The organism is Streptomyces eurocidicus, assembly GCF_002891295.1.
GTDB lineage: Bacteria > Actinomycetota > Actinomycetes > Streptomycetales > Streptomycetaceae > Streptomyces > Streptomyces eurocidicus.
Window position 1 is genome coordinate 1 of the sequence record NZ_LGUI01000007.1, and the last position, 14,521, is coordinate 14,521.

The window sequence follows — 14,521 nt, forward strand, 5'->3', positions numbered from 1 at the left end:
GGGGCCCCGGGCCGGCCCGCCACGGGCGGCCCGTGCCTCCGGGCGCCCCCGGCGGTCCGCAGGGCCCGGAGGGGTGCACGCCGCGGCGACGATGCTCGCCGGTCCGGGTGCGCCCGGCGCCCGACGCCGCCGGGCGCACCCGGCGCACCGGCGGCCCCGCACGCCCCCGCCGCTCCCGTGCCGCCCGGTGCGCCCGGCGCGTACGGCTATCCGCAAGCCCCCTCCGGGCTGCCGACGGTCGGGCCCGGCTACATGGCCGTACTGCGCTATCGCGCGCCCGACGGTTCCGAGCAGCAGCTCATCCGGCGCAGCGCGCCGGGTACGCCGCACCCTGAGTGGCAGATCCTGCACGAGCTGCGGGCGATGAACGTGCCGCCGCAGCAGGTGCTGGAGCTGCACACGGAGCTGGAGTCGTGCGACCTGCCGGGCGGTTACTGCGCCCGTATGGTGCGTGAGACCTGGCCGCAGGTGCGGGTGAGCCACACGGCCGCGTACGGGCGTGACCACGCGACCCGGCAGCAGGGCGTGCGGCACCTGGTGGAGCACCAGGGCGAGCTGCACCAGGTGGCGGACGGCCCGGCGCGGCCGGCGCCGAACCGGGTGCCGCTGCCGCACCCGCAGCAGGTGCGGCAGGTGCCTCCGGTGGGTCCGGAGGGCGTCGCCCGGGAGCTGGCGGAGTCGTTCGGCCCGCAGGGCGTGTTCCGGTTCGACCAGCGCGCGGTGTCGCGGCAGGGCGTGCCGGACATCGTGGCGCAGACGCTGGTGTGGGCGGGGCTGCCGGTGGATTTCGGCCCGTTCTTCTGGGGTCAGGCGCAGCCGGGCCGGCCGGTGCCGACGCTGGGGGAGCTGGCGGCGGAGCGCGGGGTGCGGGCGGCCCCGGACGCCGGTTCGTATCTGGTGATGGGCAGCGACTACGGGCGGCAGCTGTGCGTGCAGTACGGCACGGCGCACATCGTGGCGGTGCCGATGGAGGCGGGACCGGACGGCGGGCCGGTGCCACCGCAGTTCGTCAACACGAGCCTTCCTCAGTTCGTACGCTCTTTGGCTCTGCTCGGGAAGATGTGGCGCTGGCGCTACGGGCTGACGCCGGAGCAGGCCGGGCGCTGGACCGTGGACTTCCAGGAGCAGTTGCTGGCGCTGGACCCGGCGGCGCTGGCATCCGCGGAGAACTGGTGGGCCGTGCTGGTCGAGCAGATGTGGGACGGTCTCTTCTAGGGGGCCGACCGGCGTGTTGAGGGCGCAGGGCGTTCGACCCTTGAGGAGGGTCGGACGCCCTGCTGTCGTCGGTCGGCGCATTCTTGACAGAGGAAGCGGGCGGAGTGTCGTGTTTCGGGCGGTTCCGTCGTCCAGGAATGATGTGCGCCGGACCGCGTCACATACCGGATATCCGGGATAAAAGGGGCTTCAAGGATGAGTGCATCGGTATCTCCTGACGGTTTCTCCGTGGTACGGGGCCGTGGTTACCGTCCTGATCAGGTGGAGCGCGCTCTCGCCGAGTACGCGCGCCGGCGCGACGACGCGTGGGAGCGCGCCGCCCGGCTGACCGTGCTGGCGCGCGAGATGGAGGACGAGGTCGCGCGCCTCGCGCAGGTCGTGGCCCAGCTTCCGCCGCAGACCTACGAGCAGCTGGGCCACCGGGCCCAGGGGCTGCTGTTCACGGCGCAGGCCGAGGCGGCGGGGCTGCGCGAGCGCGCGGAGGCGGCGTCGGTCGAGCTGATGGACACGGCGGAGGGCCATGCGCGCGCGGTGCGGGACTCCGCGCACGAGCACGCGGTGGCCGTGCGCGCGGAGGCGGAGGACTGGGGGCGCCGGGCCCTGGAGGCGGCCGAGGCCGTCGCCGAGGACGTGGGCGCCGTGGCCCGCCGCGAGGTGAAGGAGCGCCGTGAGGAGTCCCTCGCGGCACTGAAGGAGATGCGGCAGCGCACGGCAGCGGTCCTCGCGGACCAGGAGAAGGGCCACGCGGAGCGCTGGGAGACGGCCGGCCGCGAGATCGCCGAGCGCGAGGCGGCGCTGGACGTGCGGATCGCCGCCATGGAGGAGTACGCGCGCAACGCGCTGGCCGAGGCGCAGCGGCGCTACGCGGAGGCCGAGGAGGCCGCGCGGCACGGCCAGGAGGACGCGGAGGCGCAGGGCGTGGCGCTGATCTCGCACGCGCGGGTGCGCGAGGAGCGGGTGGCCCGGGACACGGAGCGGGTGCTGCGGGAGCACGACGAGCGGCGGGAGGAGCTGCGGGCGCACATGGCGCACGTACGGCACAGCCTCGCCGCGCTGACGGGGAAGCCGGTCGCGGAGGACCTGGGCGCGGGGGAGCTGTGAGCTCCCCCGCGCCCCCCGCGGCGGCGCGGCGTCCCCGGCCGCCGGGCGGCCGCTGAGCCCGCCCGGCGACCGGGGGCCGGGGTCCGGTGCGGAGCCCCGGTTACGACGTGGCGCCGGCCTTCTTCGCGGGTGCGGTCGAGGGGGGCGTGGACGGCGTGGCTGGCGAGCCGGTCTCCTTCCCGCCCTGGTCCTGGTCCTGGTCCTGGGCCGGCTTCTGATCCTGCTGTCGCACGAGCAGCTGGACGACCAGGGTCTTCCCGTCGGCCGTCGTCACCCGTAGCGCGTAGCCCCCCGTGTTCTTGTCCGCGAACAGCTCGGGCAGCATGAGCTTGCCCTCCCCGTTGGTCCGCTCGAGGGTGAGCGTGCGGACCGGCCTCCCCTGGTCGTCCTTGAAGTAGGGGCCGGAGGTCGCGTCCTTCTCGCCGTTCGTGGCGGTCACCGTGGCGGTCAGACCGAGGTTGGCGACGGGCTTGCCGTTCTTCGTGGCGATGACCGTAAGGCGCTTGGCAAAGGCGCTGTCCGGGGCGGCCATGAACGTGTCGTTGCCGACCTGCTTGAGGGTGTCGGCTTGCGGGGCCACGACCTTGGCGTAGAAGTCGACGGGCTTGACGCCCCGAACGTCGACGGTGGCCCGTACGGAGAAGTCGCCGGACCGGTCGCCCGCGACGACGGCCTGTGATGCGGAGGCGACGCCGTTCTTGTCGGTGGTGGCCGTGACCTTGGTGACCTTGGTCGCCTTGGCACCGCTCCGGAAGTAGGCGTCGGTGTCGCCGATGATCTCGAAGGTCACCTGGACGCCCGCGACCGGCTTGCCGGTGCGGTCCGTGGCGCGTACGCGGGCCCGCTCGTCGAAGGCCGTGCCCTCGGTGGTCTGCCACCTCTCGGCGACGTCCTTACGGTCGAGGTGGGCGACGGGCGCGGGCTTCCCGGGAGTCGGCTTTTCCGGGGTCGGCTTCTCCGGCGTGGGCTTTTCCGGGGTCGGCTTCTGAGGCGTGGGCTTCTGCGGGCCGGGCTTCTGAGGCGTCGGCTTCGCCGGGCTCGTCGAGCCGCCCGTGGAGCCGCCCGTCGAGCCGCCCGGGGTGTTCCCCGGCTTCCGGTCCGGCGGGACCGGCGTGGTGCCCGGGGTGGAGGGCGCGGGGCTGCCGCCGCCCGGCAGGGCCGGCAGCTCGGCGACGTCGCCGGACTGGTACTTCCGCATCCAGGCGAGGACGGCGGTGACGTACTCGCGGGACGGGTTGTAGCGGAGGATGGCCTTGTCGAGGTCCTCCGGCTTGTTCATGTCCCGGCCGTCGGCGCAGAGGTAGCGCGCGGTGCCGAGGGCGGCGTCGTAGATGTTGTTGGGGTCCTTGACGCCGTCGCCGTTGCCGTCGGAGGCGAAGCTCTCCCAGGTGGAGGGGATGAACTGGGTGGGGCCGACGGCCCGGTCGAAGACGGGGTCGTCGTCGTAGCGGCCGCCGTCGGTGTCCCGGACCACGGCGAACTGCCCGCCCGTCAGGCGGGGGCCGAGGATCTTCCGGTCGCTGCGGCCGTCGGGCAGCAGCTGTCTGCCCTCCAGGGTGCCGTGGTGCGACTCCACCATGCCGATGCCGGCGATGAGCTCCCAGGGGATGTGGCAGTCCGGCCGGTCGGTCCGCATGGCCTGGGCCGCCTTGCGGTAGGCGTCCAGGGCGGTCGCGGGGATGCCCGTGGCGGCGTCCGACCCGTCGAGCCTCTTGTCGGGCGGGGGCAGCGGGCCCGGGGAGCGGGGCTTGAGGTCCGGCAGGGTGAGGTTGGGCGTGCCGTGCGGCAGGCCCTGGGGGTTGTCGGGGCCGGGCTTGGTGTCGTCGGCGTCGGCGATGTTGTGCGGCGGGCTGACGCCGACGGCGGCGGTGAGGCTGGCGACGAGCAGGGCCGTGCACAGACCCTGCCGGGAAACGCTGGCAGCGCGGGTACGGAGTATCTTCACTGGCTGCTTCCTCCGGAGGCCGTCGGCCGGTGCGAAGGGGGTCGCACAGTGCCCCCCTCGGCCATGAACCCGAACACTAATTCTCTCCGGACCCAATTGTCTTGTCCGGGGACCGGCTTCACGCATTCTTCGCTCTTCGTTCCCCGCGCGGGCGCCGTCCATGGGGGCGCACCGCCGGTGCCGGGGCGTACGGTCGCGCGACCGGCGCGACCCTGAGACGGGGGCGCGGAGAACGTCGCATCCCCTAGGGGGTGTTCCCCGCAATCTCCTCCCCGCGGCTCGTCCCGAAGCAGGAGGAGGGGGACCCAGGGCCTACCTAGCCTTCTTACGGACGGCCGGAGTGCGGGGGTGGGGTCAGCCCCACCTCGGATACACGGAGCAGCACCATCGCGGCCGGTACCCGCATTCCCGCAGGCTGAGTACATGGCCCGGTGGCACGGACGCACCGGGCGGAACAGGCAAGAGGAGACCCACGTGACTACCGCTGTATCGATTCCCAGGACCGGGGGCAGTGGAGGGCATACGGCTGTCGCGGCGAGCGCCCGTCAGGTCGTGAAGGCGTACGGATCCGGGGAGACCCGGGTCACCGCCCTCGACCGGGTGGACGTGGACATCGCCCGTGGGCAGTTCACCGCCATCATGGGACCCTCGGGTTCCGGCAAGTCGACGCTGATGCACTGCCTGGCGGGGCTCGACACCGTCACCTCCGGCCAGATCTTCATCGACTCGACCGAGATAACCGGTCTCAAGGACAAGAAGCTCACCCGGCTGCGCCGGGACCGGATCGGCTTTATCTTCCAGGCGTTCAACCTGCTGCCGACGCTCAGCGCCCTTGAGAACATCACGCTCCCCATGGACATCGCCGGCCGTAAGCCGGACAAGGAGTGGCTGGACCGGGTCGTGGAGACCGTCGGCCTCGCGGGGCGGCTCAAGCACCGCCCGAACCAGCTCTCCGGTGGTCAGCAGCAGCGCGTCGCCGTGGCCCGCGCCCTCGCCGCCCGGCCGGAGATCATCTTCGGTGACGAGCCGACCGGCAACCTCGACTCGCGGGCCGGCGCCGAGGTGCTGGGCTTCCTGCGGCGCTCCGTGGACGAGCTGGGCCAGACCATCGTCATGGTCACCCATGACCCGGTGGCCGCCTCGTACGCCGACCGTGTGCTGTACCTCGCCGACGGCCGGATCGTCGACGAGATGCACTCCCCGACCGCCGACGCGGTGCTCGAGCGCATGAAGAACTTCGACGCGCGTGGACGGGTGTCGTGACCGTCCTCAAGACCTCCCTGCGCAATTTCCTCGCGCACAAGGGCCGCATGGCGCTCTCCGCCGTCGCGGTCCTGCTCTCGGTGGCGTTCGTGTGCGGCACGCTCGTCTTCACCGACACCATGAACGCCACGTTCGACAAGCTCTTCGCCAACACCGCCTCGGACGTGTCCGTCGGCCCGGAGAAGAACGACGACGCGCAGGCGACCGGCAGGCCGGCGACGGTCCCGGCCTCCTTGCGGGAGAAGCTCGCCAAGGTCGACGGCGTCGCCAAGGTCGAGCCGTCGGCCAACAGCCGGCAGCTGACCGTCGTCGACGGGCGGAAGAAGAACCTCAGCCCCACCTCCGGCGCCCCCACCGTGGGCACCAACTGGGACGAGAGCCAGAAGAAGTCCGTCGAGATCACCAGCGGCCACGAGCCGCACGGCCCGGCCGAGGCCGTCCTCGACTCCGACACCGCCGACAAGCACGGCGTGCGGACGGGCGACACGCTCCGGGTGATCGCCGCCCCGGGCGACTTCACCGTCAAGGTCGTCGGCATCGCCACGTACAAGACCACGAACCCCGGCGCGGCCGTCCTCTACTTCGACACCCCGACCGCCCAGGCGAAGCTCCTCGGCAGCACGGACGCGTTCAGCGGCTACGGGCTGACCGCCGCCTCCGGTGTCAGCGACGAGCAGCTCAAGGAGCGGGTCTCCGCCGCCCTCGGCTCCTCCGCCGGCGACTACGCCCTGCGGACCGCCGCCGAGAGCAAGGAGGAGAACAAGAAGGACGTCGGTTCCTTCCTGGACGTCATGAAGTACGCGCTGCTCGGCTTCGCCGGCATCGCCGTCCTCGTGGGTGTCTTCCTCATCGTCAACACCTTCTCGATGCTGGTCGCCCAGCGCACCCGGGAGATCGGCCTGATGCGGGCCATCGGCTCCAGCCGCCCGCAGATCATGCGCTCGGTGCTGGTGGAGGCCGTACTGCTCGGTGTCGTCGGCTCGGTGCTGGGTATCGGCGGCGGTGTGGCGCTGGCCGTCGGGCTGATGGAGCTCATGGGCTCCATGGGCATGAAGCTCGACACCTCGGAGCTGACGATCAAGGCCACGACGCCGGTCGTGGGCCTGGTCATCGGGGTGTTCGTCACCCTGCTCGCCTCCTGCCTGCCGGCCTTCAAGGCCACCAAGATCTCCCCGATGGCCGCCCTGCGTGACGCGGGCACCCCGGCCGACGGCAAGGCCGGCAAGGTGCGCACGGTGATCGGCCTGGTGCTGACCGCCGCGGGCGGGCTGGCGCTGGTCGCCGCCGCCAAGGCCGACACCGCGGCCGCGGGCTCGGGGATGCTCGGCCTCGGTGTCCTCCTCACCCTCGTCGGCTTCGTCGTCGTCGGGCCGCTGCTGGCCGGCCTGGTGGTGCGGGTGATCAGCGCGGTCGTGCTGCGGGTCTTCGGGCCCGTCGGCCGCCTCGCCGAGCGGAACGCGCTGCGCAACCCGCGCCGTACGGGCGCCACCGCCTCGGCGCTGATGATCGGGCTCGCGCTGGTCGCGGCGCTGTCGGTGGTGGGCTCCTCGATGGTGGCCTCGGCCACCGAGCAGCTCGACAAGTCGGTGGGCGCCGACTTCATCATCCAGAACGAGAACGAGCAGCCGCTCAGCCCCGCCCAGAGCAAGGCCATCCGGTCGGCGGGCGACGTCGCGCACCTCACCCCGATCACGACCGTCAACGCCAAGCTCACCCTCCCCGACGGCAAGACCGTCAAGCAGGGTCTCAACGCCTCGGTGGCCACCTACGGCGAGGACCTGGCCACGGAGACGGTGCAGGGCAGGTTCGCGGAGGTCTGGGGCAAGGACGCCATGTCCGTGCCGGAGGGCTTCGCCAAGGACCACGGCATCAAGCTCGGGGACAAGCTGACCGTCGCCATGGTCGAGGGACGCACGGCCGGGCTCCGGGTGAAGGCCATCACCTCGGACGACACCAGCATCAACAAGGGCGGGATGTTCCTCGCCCTGGACACCGCCCGGCAGTACCTGCCGGCGGACAAGATGCCGCTGGACATGCTGGTGTTCGCCAAGGCCGCCGACGGCAAGGCCAAGGAGGCCGCCGAGTCGCTCAAGGCGGCGGTGGCGGACTACCCGCAGATCAAGGTCCGTGACCAGGCCGACTACAAGAAGCTGATCAAGGACCAGGTCGGCCGGCTGCTCAACATGATCTACGGTCTGCTGGGCCTGGCGATCGTCGTCGCGGTGCTGGGCGTCGTAAACACCCTGGCGCTGTCGGTCGTCGAGCGCACCCGGGAGATCGGCCTGCTGCGGGCCATCGGTCTCTCCCGCCGCCAGATGCGCCGGATGATCCGCCTGGAGTCGGTCGTCATCGCCCTCTTCGGCGCCCTGCTCGGCCTCGGCCTCGGCATGGCGTGGGGCACCACGGCCCAGAAGCTGCTGGCCCTCCAGGGCCTCGGCGTCCTGGACATCCCCTGGCCGACGATCACCACGGTCTTCCTGGGCTCGGCCGTCGTGGGCCTGCTGGCCGCGCTGGTCCCGGCGTTCCGCGCGGGCCGGATGAACGTCCTGAAGGCCATCGCCACCGACTGATCCCTCAACCGGGGGTCCGCCGGACCCGGCCCGGCCCGGACGCGCCACGGGGGTGCGCGTCCGGGCCGGGCCGTTTCCTTTCCCGTCCTTCCGTTCCTGTCCTTCCTTGGCTTTTCGTGCCGTCCGCCGCGCGGACCGGCCCGGGCGAATCGTTCCAGCGGTGTCCGTCGGCCCACCGTCGTAGGCTGGGGGCACCCCGGCCCGTACGTACGTGTCGGGCGATTCGCGTTGTCCCTCACGTCCAACCGGGATCGGAAGCCCTTCATGAGCCTGCACGGTCTGCTCGACGCCGTCGTCAACGATCCGGCGCTCGCCGAAGCGGTCAAGGCCGCGGCCGACGGCAACCGCCCGCACGTCGACCTCGTCGGACCGCCCGCCGCGCGGCCCTTCGCCATCGCCGCCCTCGCCCGCTCCGCCGGGCGCCCCGTGCTCGCCGTCACCGCCACCGGCCGGGAGGCCGAGGACCTGGCGGCGGCGCTGCGCTCGCTGCTGCCGCCCGACGGCGTCGTGGACTACCCCGCCTGGGAGACGTTGCCGCACGAGCGGCTCTCGCCGCGCTCCGACACCGTCGGCCGGCGCCTCGCCGTGCTGCGCCGGCTCGCCCACCCGCGCGCGGACGACCCGGCGGCGGGGCCCGTGAGCGTGGTCGTGGCGCCCGTGCGTTCCGTGCTCCAGCCGCAGGTCAAGGGGCTCGGCGACCTGGAGCCCGTCAGCCTGCGCACGGGGGAGAGCGCCGACCTCGGGGACGTCACGGAGGCGCTGGCCGCCGCCGCGTACGCCCGGGTCGAGCTGGTCGAGAAGCGGGGCGAGTTCGCCGTCCGCGGCGGCATCCTCGACGTCTTCCCGCCGACCGAGGAGCACCCGCTGCGGGTGGAGTTCTGGGGCGACGACATCGAGGAGATCCGCTACTTCAAGGTCGCCGACCAGCGGTCGCTGGAGGCCGCCGAGCACGGTCTGTGGGCGCCGCCCTGCCGTGAGCTGCTGCTGACCGACGCCGTGCGGGCGCGGGCCGCCGAGCTCGCGGAGGAGCACCCGGAGCTGGGCGAGCTGCTCGGCAAGATCGCCGAGGGCATCGCGGTGGAGGGCATGGAGTCCCTCGCCCCCGCCCTGGTGGACGACATGGAGCTGCTCCTCGACGTCCTCCCGGCCGACGCCATGGCGGTCGTCTGCGACCCCGAGCGGGTGCGGACCCGCGCCGCCGACCTCGTCGCCACCAGCCAGGAGTTCCTCCAGGCGTCCTGGGCGGCCACGGCCGGCGGCGGCGAGGCGCCCATCGACGTCGACGCGGCCTCGCTGTGGGGCATCGCGGACGTCCGCGACCGGGCCCGCGAGCTCGGCATGATGTGGTGGTCCGTCAGCCCCTTCGCCGCCGACGAGACGCTCACATTCGCCGCCGGCGCGGCGGGTGACGGCGACACCCTCAAGCTCGGCATGCACGCCCCCGAGACCTACCGCGGCGACACCGCCCGCGCCCTGGCCGACACCAAGGGCTGGCTCGCGGACGGCTGGCGCGCCGTCTTCGTCACCGAGGGCCACGGCCCCGCCGCCCGTACGGCCGAGGTCCTCGGCGGCGAGGGCATCGCCGCCCGGCTGGACGCGGACGTGGCCGAGCTGTCGCCGTCCGTCGTCCACGTCTCCTGCGCGAGCCTCGACAACGGCTTCGTCGACCCGGGCCTGAAGCTCGCGGTGCTCACCGAGACCGACCTGTCGGGGCAGAAGTCCGCCAGCAAGGACCTGGGCCGGATGCCGGTCCGCCGCCGCAAGACCATCGACCCGCTCACCCTCCAGGCGGGCGACTACATCGTCCACGAACAGCACGGCGTCGGCCGCTACATCGAGATGGTGCAGCGCACCGTCCAGGGCGCGACCCGGGAATACCTGCTGGTGGAGTACGCGCCCGCCAAGCGCGGCCAGCCCGGTGACCGGCTCTACATCCCCACCGACCAGCTGGAGCAGGTCACCAAGTACGTCGGCGGGGAGGCGCCCACGCTGCACCGCCTCGGCGGCGCGGACTGGACGAAGACGAAGGCGCGCGCCAAGAAGGCCGTCAAGGAGATCGCCGCCGACCTGATCAAGCTGTACTCGGCGCGGATGGCGGCCCCCGGGCACTCCTTCGGCGCGGACACCCCCTGGCAGCGGGAGCTGGAGGACGCCTTCCCGTACGCGGAGACGCCCGACCAGCTCACCACCATCGCCGAGGTCAAGGAGGACATGGAGAAGTCCGTCCCCATGGACCGCCTGGTCTGCGGCGACGTCGGCTACGGCAAGACGGAGATCGCGGTCCGCGCCGCGTTCAAGGCGGTGCAGGACGGCAAGCAGGTCGCCGTGCTGGTGCCCACCACGCTGCTGGTGCAGCAGCACTTCGGGACGTTCTCCGAGCGGTACGCCCAGTTCCCCGTGGTCGTGAAGGCGCTGTCGCGGTTCCAGACCGACACCGAGGCGAAGGCAGTCCTGGAGGGGCTGCGCGAGGGTTCGGTCGACATCGTCATCGGCACCCACCGGCTCTTCTCGTCCGAGACCAAGTTCAAGGACCTGGGCCTGGTCATCGTGGACGAGGAGCAGCGCTTCGGCGTGGAGCACAAGGAGCAGCTGAAGAAGCTGCGCGCCAATGTCGACGTGCTGACGATGTCCGCCACCCCGATCCCGCGCACCCTGGAGATGGCGGTGACGGGCATCCGCGAGATGTCGACGATCACCACGCCGCCGGAGGAGCGCCACCCGGTGCTGACCTTCGTGGGGCCCTACGACCAGAAGCAGATCGGCGCGGCCATCCGCCGTGAGCTGCTGCGCGAGGGTCAGGTCTTCTACATCCACAACCGGGTGGAGTCCATCGACCGGGCCGCGGCGCGGCTGCGCGAGATCGTGCCGGAGGCGCGGATCCGGACGGCGCACGGGCAGATGGGCGAGAGCGCGCTGGAGCAGGTCGTCGTCGACTTCTGGGAGAAGAAGTTCGATGTGCTGGTCTCGACGACGATCGTGGAGTCGGGCATCGACATCTCCAACGCCAACACCCTGATCGTCGAGCGCGGCGACAACTTCGGTCTGTCGCAGCTGCACCAGCTGCGCGGCCGGGTGGGCCGCAGCCGCGAGCGGGGCTACGCCTACTTCCTCTACCCGCCGGAGAAGCCGCTGACCGAGACCGCGCACGAGCGGCTGGCCACGATCGCCCAGCACACCGAGATGGGCGCGGGCATGTATGTGGCGATGAAGGACCTGGAGATCCGCGGCGCGGGCAATCTGCTCGGCGGCGAGCAGTCCGGGCACATCGCCGGCGTGGGCTTCGACCTCTATATCCGCATGGTCGGCGAGGCCGTGGCCGACTACCGGGCCTCGGTCGAGGGCGGTGAGGAGGAGGCGGAGGCGCCGCTGGAGGTGAAGATCGAGCTGCCGGTCGACGCGCACGTCCCGCACGACTACGCGCCGGGCGAGCGGCTGCGCCTGGCGGCGTACCGGGCGATCGCCTCGGCCAACAGCGAGGAGGACATCCGGGCCGTCCGGGAGGAGCTCACCGACCGCTACGGCAAGCTCCCGGAGCCGGTGGAGAACCTGCTGCTGGTCGCGGGCCTGCGGATGCTGGCGCGGGCGTGCGGCGTCGCCGACATCACGCTCCAGGGCCAGAACGTCCGCTTCGGCCCGGTCGAGCTGAGGGAGTCCCAGGAACTGCGCCTCAAGCGGCTATACCCCCGCACGGTCATGAAGCCGGCGACGCAGCAGATCCTGGTGCCCCGTCCGGCCACCCGCCCGATCGGCGGCAAGCCGCTGGTGGGGCGGGAGCTGCTGGCATGGACGGGGGAGTTCCTGACGACGATCCTGGGGTCGTGAGGCTTTTCCCGCCCCGGACCCCGGTCCTCAAGCTCCCCAGCTACCGCTGCTACCGCTGGGGGTGCCCCCGGACGGGCTGAAAATCAGCCTGTCCGGCGCTTGAGGACACCGCGCGTCAGCGCGGAACGGGGGCCCGGGGCGCCAGCCCCGGTTCCGGGAAGGGGCGGGTAGGGGAAAGATCCCCCGGTCAGGCCCCGGCCTTCCGCAGGACCACGTACCCGCCCTCACTGCCCAGCACCGAATACTCCGTACCGGGATGCAGCCGCCGGACGTCCTCCACGACGTCGGGCACCCCCTTGCCGTCCGGTATCCGCATCGCCACGTACCCGGGTATCAGCCCCCGCGTGTCACCGATCCACAGCACCCGGCAGCGCCCCGCCAGCCGGCTTATGGGCCCGACGTCGGTCTCGACCGTGGCGTCGTCGGGTATGCGGTCGAGGAGCCGCTCGGCGGCGCGGACGTTCTCCGGTATCCGGTAGGTGGCGGCTTCGGTCAGGCCGTAGAGCGGCAGGGAGGCGGTCAGGGCCAGGGCCGCCGCGAGCGCGGCGCCGGGCAGGTGGTCCGCGTAGGAGCGCAGCCAGGGGCGGCGGCTCTCACGGGCCCGGGTGAGGGCGTCGGTGAGGGCGATGAAGACGACGGGCATCAGCACGGCGCTGTAGTGCCAGTCGGTGCCCCAGTAGTGGTCGTCGTGGGAGGCGAACCGCCAGGCGAGGGTGGGCAGCGCGACGATCAGCAGCGGGGAGCGCAGGGCGAGGAGCCCGGTGGTGGGCAGCAGCAGCCACAGCAGGGTGCGGATCGCGGTGTCGGCGGGGATGGTCGGGGCGGGGCCGCCATCGGCGGCGATCTTGGTCCAGTAGTCGTAGGAGCCGTCGTTGTTGAAGCCGGGGATGATCACGCCGAAGGCGAGGGCGGCGGAGGCGAGCCCGAAGGCGACGAGCCCGATGGCGAACGCGGCGGGCTTCGGCTCGCGCCGGGTGCCGCGCAGGCGTATCAGGATGACCAGGCCGATGGCGGCCACGGTGATCCCTAGGTCCTCCTTGACGAGGACGAGGGGCAGGGCCCATGCCGTCGCGGCCCGCCAGCGCCGGCGGACCACCGCCTCCAGGGAGAAGGCGAGCAGCGGCATCGCGAAGGCGATCTCGTGGAAGTCGAAGTCGACGGCGCGCTGGACGCCCCAGGACAGGCCGTAGGCGATGCCGATCGCCAGGCCGCGCTTGCGGCCGAGCAGTCCGGCGGCGAGCCGGGTGACGGGCGCGGCGGACAGGGCGAAGAGGGCGGCCTGGGCGACGAGCAGGACGACGGGGCCCGGGAAGAGCCGGTAGAGCGGGGCGAGGAGTGCTGTGACGGGGCTGAAGTGGTCGCCGAGGATGTTGGTGCCCGGGCCCTTGAGGTCGGCGACCGGTGCCCGGAGGTGGGCGTAGCCGCGTATGGCCTGCTCGAAGATGCCGAGGTCCCAGGACATGGTGAGCATCCGCCGGTGCCGGCAGACCGACAGCGTGGTGAAGAGGACGAAGAGGGCGCCCGCCACCCAGTAGGGATCGAGCCGGGGCGCGCGCAGGGCGTGGGCGCGGAGCCGGCCCCCGGGTGCCGCCGCTGCCTCTGCCGCGGTCCGGTCCGGTGCCGGAGCGGTGGCGGCTGGGGCCGGGTCCATGGGGGAGTCCTTTTCTCTGGGGCTGCGGGGGACGCGTGGGACGACCGTCCGGGCGGACGGGACGACTGTCGGAAAAGATACGCGGAGCCCCTCGGCGTCCGGCCCCCCTTCAGGAGACGGGCCGTCGCCCGGACCGGTTCAGTCTGGTCCGGACCGCCTCGGCCTCGTCGGGGGCGGCTCAGCCCGCCTTCTTCCAGTCCGCGCAGCCGTTGGTCTTGAAGTAGCCGTCCTCGGGGGCGAGCGTCACGATGCCGCTGCCGGTGACGTTCTCGTTGGCTTCGATGGAGTCCATCTCGTGGAGGGCGTCCTTGTCGCGCTCCCAGTAGCAGCCCGACTTGTTGCCCTCGGCCTTGTAGGTGCCCGGGGCTATGTCGACGCCCACGCGGTACATGCCGTTCCCGGACACCTGGGCCTGCGGGGCGGCGCCTGTCTTGTCCTCGGAGACGCGGTGCCAGCCCTTGCAGCCGCGCGTCTTGAAGATCTTGTCGTCCGCCTTGACCGTCACATAGCTCGACCCGACCACGTTGTCGTTGGCGAGGATGCCGTCCAGCCCGCCGCTGGAGTCCTTGGCCCGCTCCCAGTAACACCCGAGCTTGTTGCCCGTGGAGCGGTACGTGCCCGGCTTGATGTCCGAGCCGACCTGGAACGTGCCGTTCCCGGAGACGTCGGCCTTCTTCCCGGCCTTGTCCTTGCTGCCCTGGCCCTCCTTGGCATCTCCCTTCTCCGTGCCCTTGCCCGCGCCCGCCCGGTCCGAGGACGACGAGGCGGTGGGCTTGCCGTCGTCGCCACCGCCGCCGACCGCGGCGCCGATCGCGACGACCACGACGAGCGCGCCGGCCCCGGTGAGGACCTTGTGCCGTGCGAACCAGCTCCGCTGCTTGTGGGGGTTGGCGTGGTGAGACATGGCTGACACCTTTCGGCGTGGGGAAAATCGTGAACCGATTGGGCAATAAC

At 72.3% G+C, this 14,521-nt stretch carries 7 protein-coding genes and 1 pseudogene; 5 read left to right on the top strand and 3 right to left on the bottom strand.

Annotated features, from left to right (window positions below):
- Together AF335_RS21660 and AF335_RS21665 are read left to right on the top strand one after the other, a co-directional pair.
- A pseudogene (locus AF335_RS21660) lies at positions 1 to 1,215 on the top strand (SUKH-4 family immunity protein); the annotation flags it as partial.
- A gap of 261 nt (positions 1,216 to 1,476) precedes the next feature.
- Complete coding sequence (locus AF335_RS21665) at positions 1,477 to 2,316, top strand: coiled-coil domain-containing protein (RefSeq protein ID WP_311775594.1); 840 nt, start codon at positions 1,477 to 1,479, stop codon at positions 2,314 to 2,316.
- Between the two features lie 100 nt (positions 2,317 to 2,416).
- Here the strand turns inward: AF335_RS21665 and AF335_RS36265 are convergent, their stop codons facing one another.
- Positions 2,417 to 4,261 carry a lytic transglycosylase domain-containing protein gene (locus AF335_RS36265; RefSeq protein ID WP_170127779.1) on the bottom strand — a complete coding sequence of 615 codons (1,845 nt, stop codon included), beginning with the start codon at positions 4,259 to 4,261 and terminating at the stop codon, positions 2,417 to 2,419.
- Between the two features lie 474 nt (positions 4,262 to 4,735).
- Here AF335_RS36265 and AF335_RS21675 point away from each other — a divergent pair, with 474 nt between their 5' ends.
- The 3 genes from AF335_RS21675 to mfd all read left to right on the top strand — a co-directional run bounded on the left by AF335_RS21675 (position 4,736) and on the right by mfd (position 11,916).
- On the top strand, positions 4,736 to 5,524 hold the full coding sequence (locus tag AF335_RS21675; RefSeq protein WP_102920134.1) for an ABC transporter ATP-binding protein: 789 nt from the start codon (positions 4,736 to 4,738) through the stop codon (positions 5,522 to 5,524).
- Entirely contained in the window at positions 5,521 to 8,094 is a 2,574-nt protein-coding gene (locus AF335_RS21680; RefSeq protein WP_102920135.1) for an ABC transporter permease, read from the top strand. The genes AF335_RS21675 and AF335_RS21680 overlap by 4 nt, the downstream gene beginning before the upstream one ends.
- Positions 8,095 to 8,358: 264 nt before the next feature.
- Positions 8,359 to 11,916, top strand: coding sequence for a transcription-repair coupling factor (gene mfd / locus AF335_RS21685; protein ID WP_102920136.1), 3,558 nt, complete (start codon positions 8,359 to 8,361; stop codon positions 11,914 to 11,916).
- A gap of 187 nt (positions 11,917 to 12,103) precedes the next feature.
- Here mfd and AF335_RS21690 read toward each other — a convergent pair whose 3' ends face one another.
- The gene (locus AF335_RS21690; protein WP_102920137.1) at positions 12,104 to 13,567 is read right to left on the bottom strand and encodes a DUF2079 domain-containing protein; all 1,464 of its coding nucleotides are present in this window, start codon (positions 13,565 to 13,567) and stop codon (positions 12,104 to 12,106) included.
- 178 nt (positions 13,568 to 13,745) lie between these two features.
- Complete coding sequence (locus tag AF335_RS21695) at positions 13,746 to 14,471, bottom strand: Rv1352/Rv1906c domain-containing protein (RefSeq protein ID WP_102920138.1); 726 nt, start codon at positions 14,469 to 14,471, stop codon at positions 13,746 to 13,748.
- Positions 14,472 to 14,521: the final 50 nt, after the last annotated feature.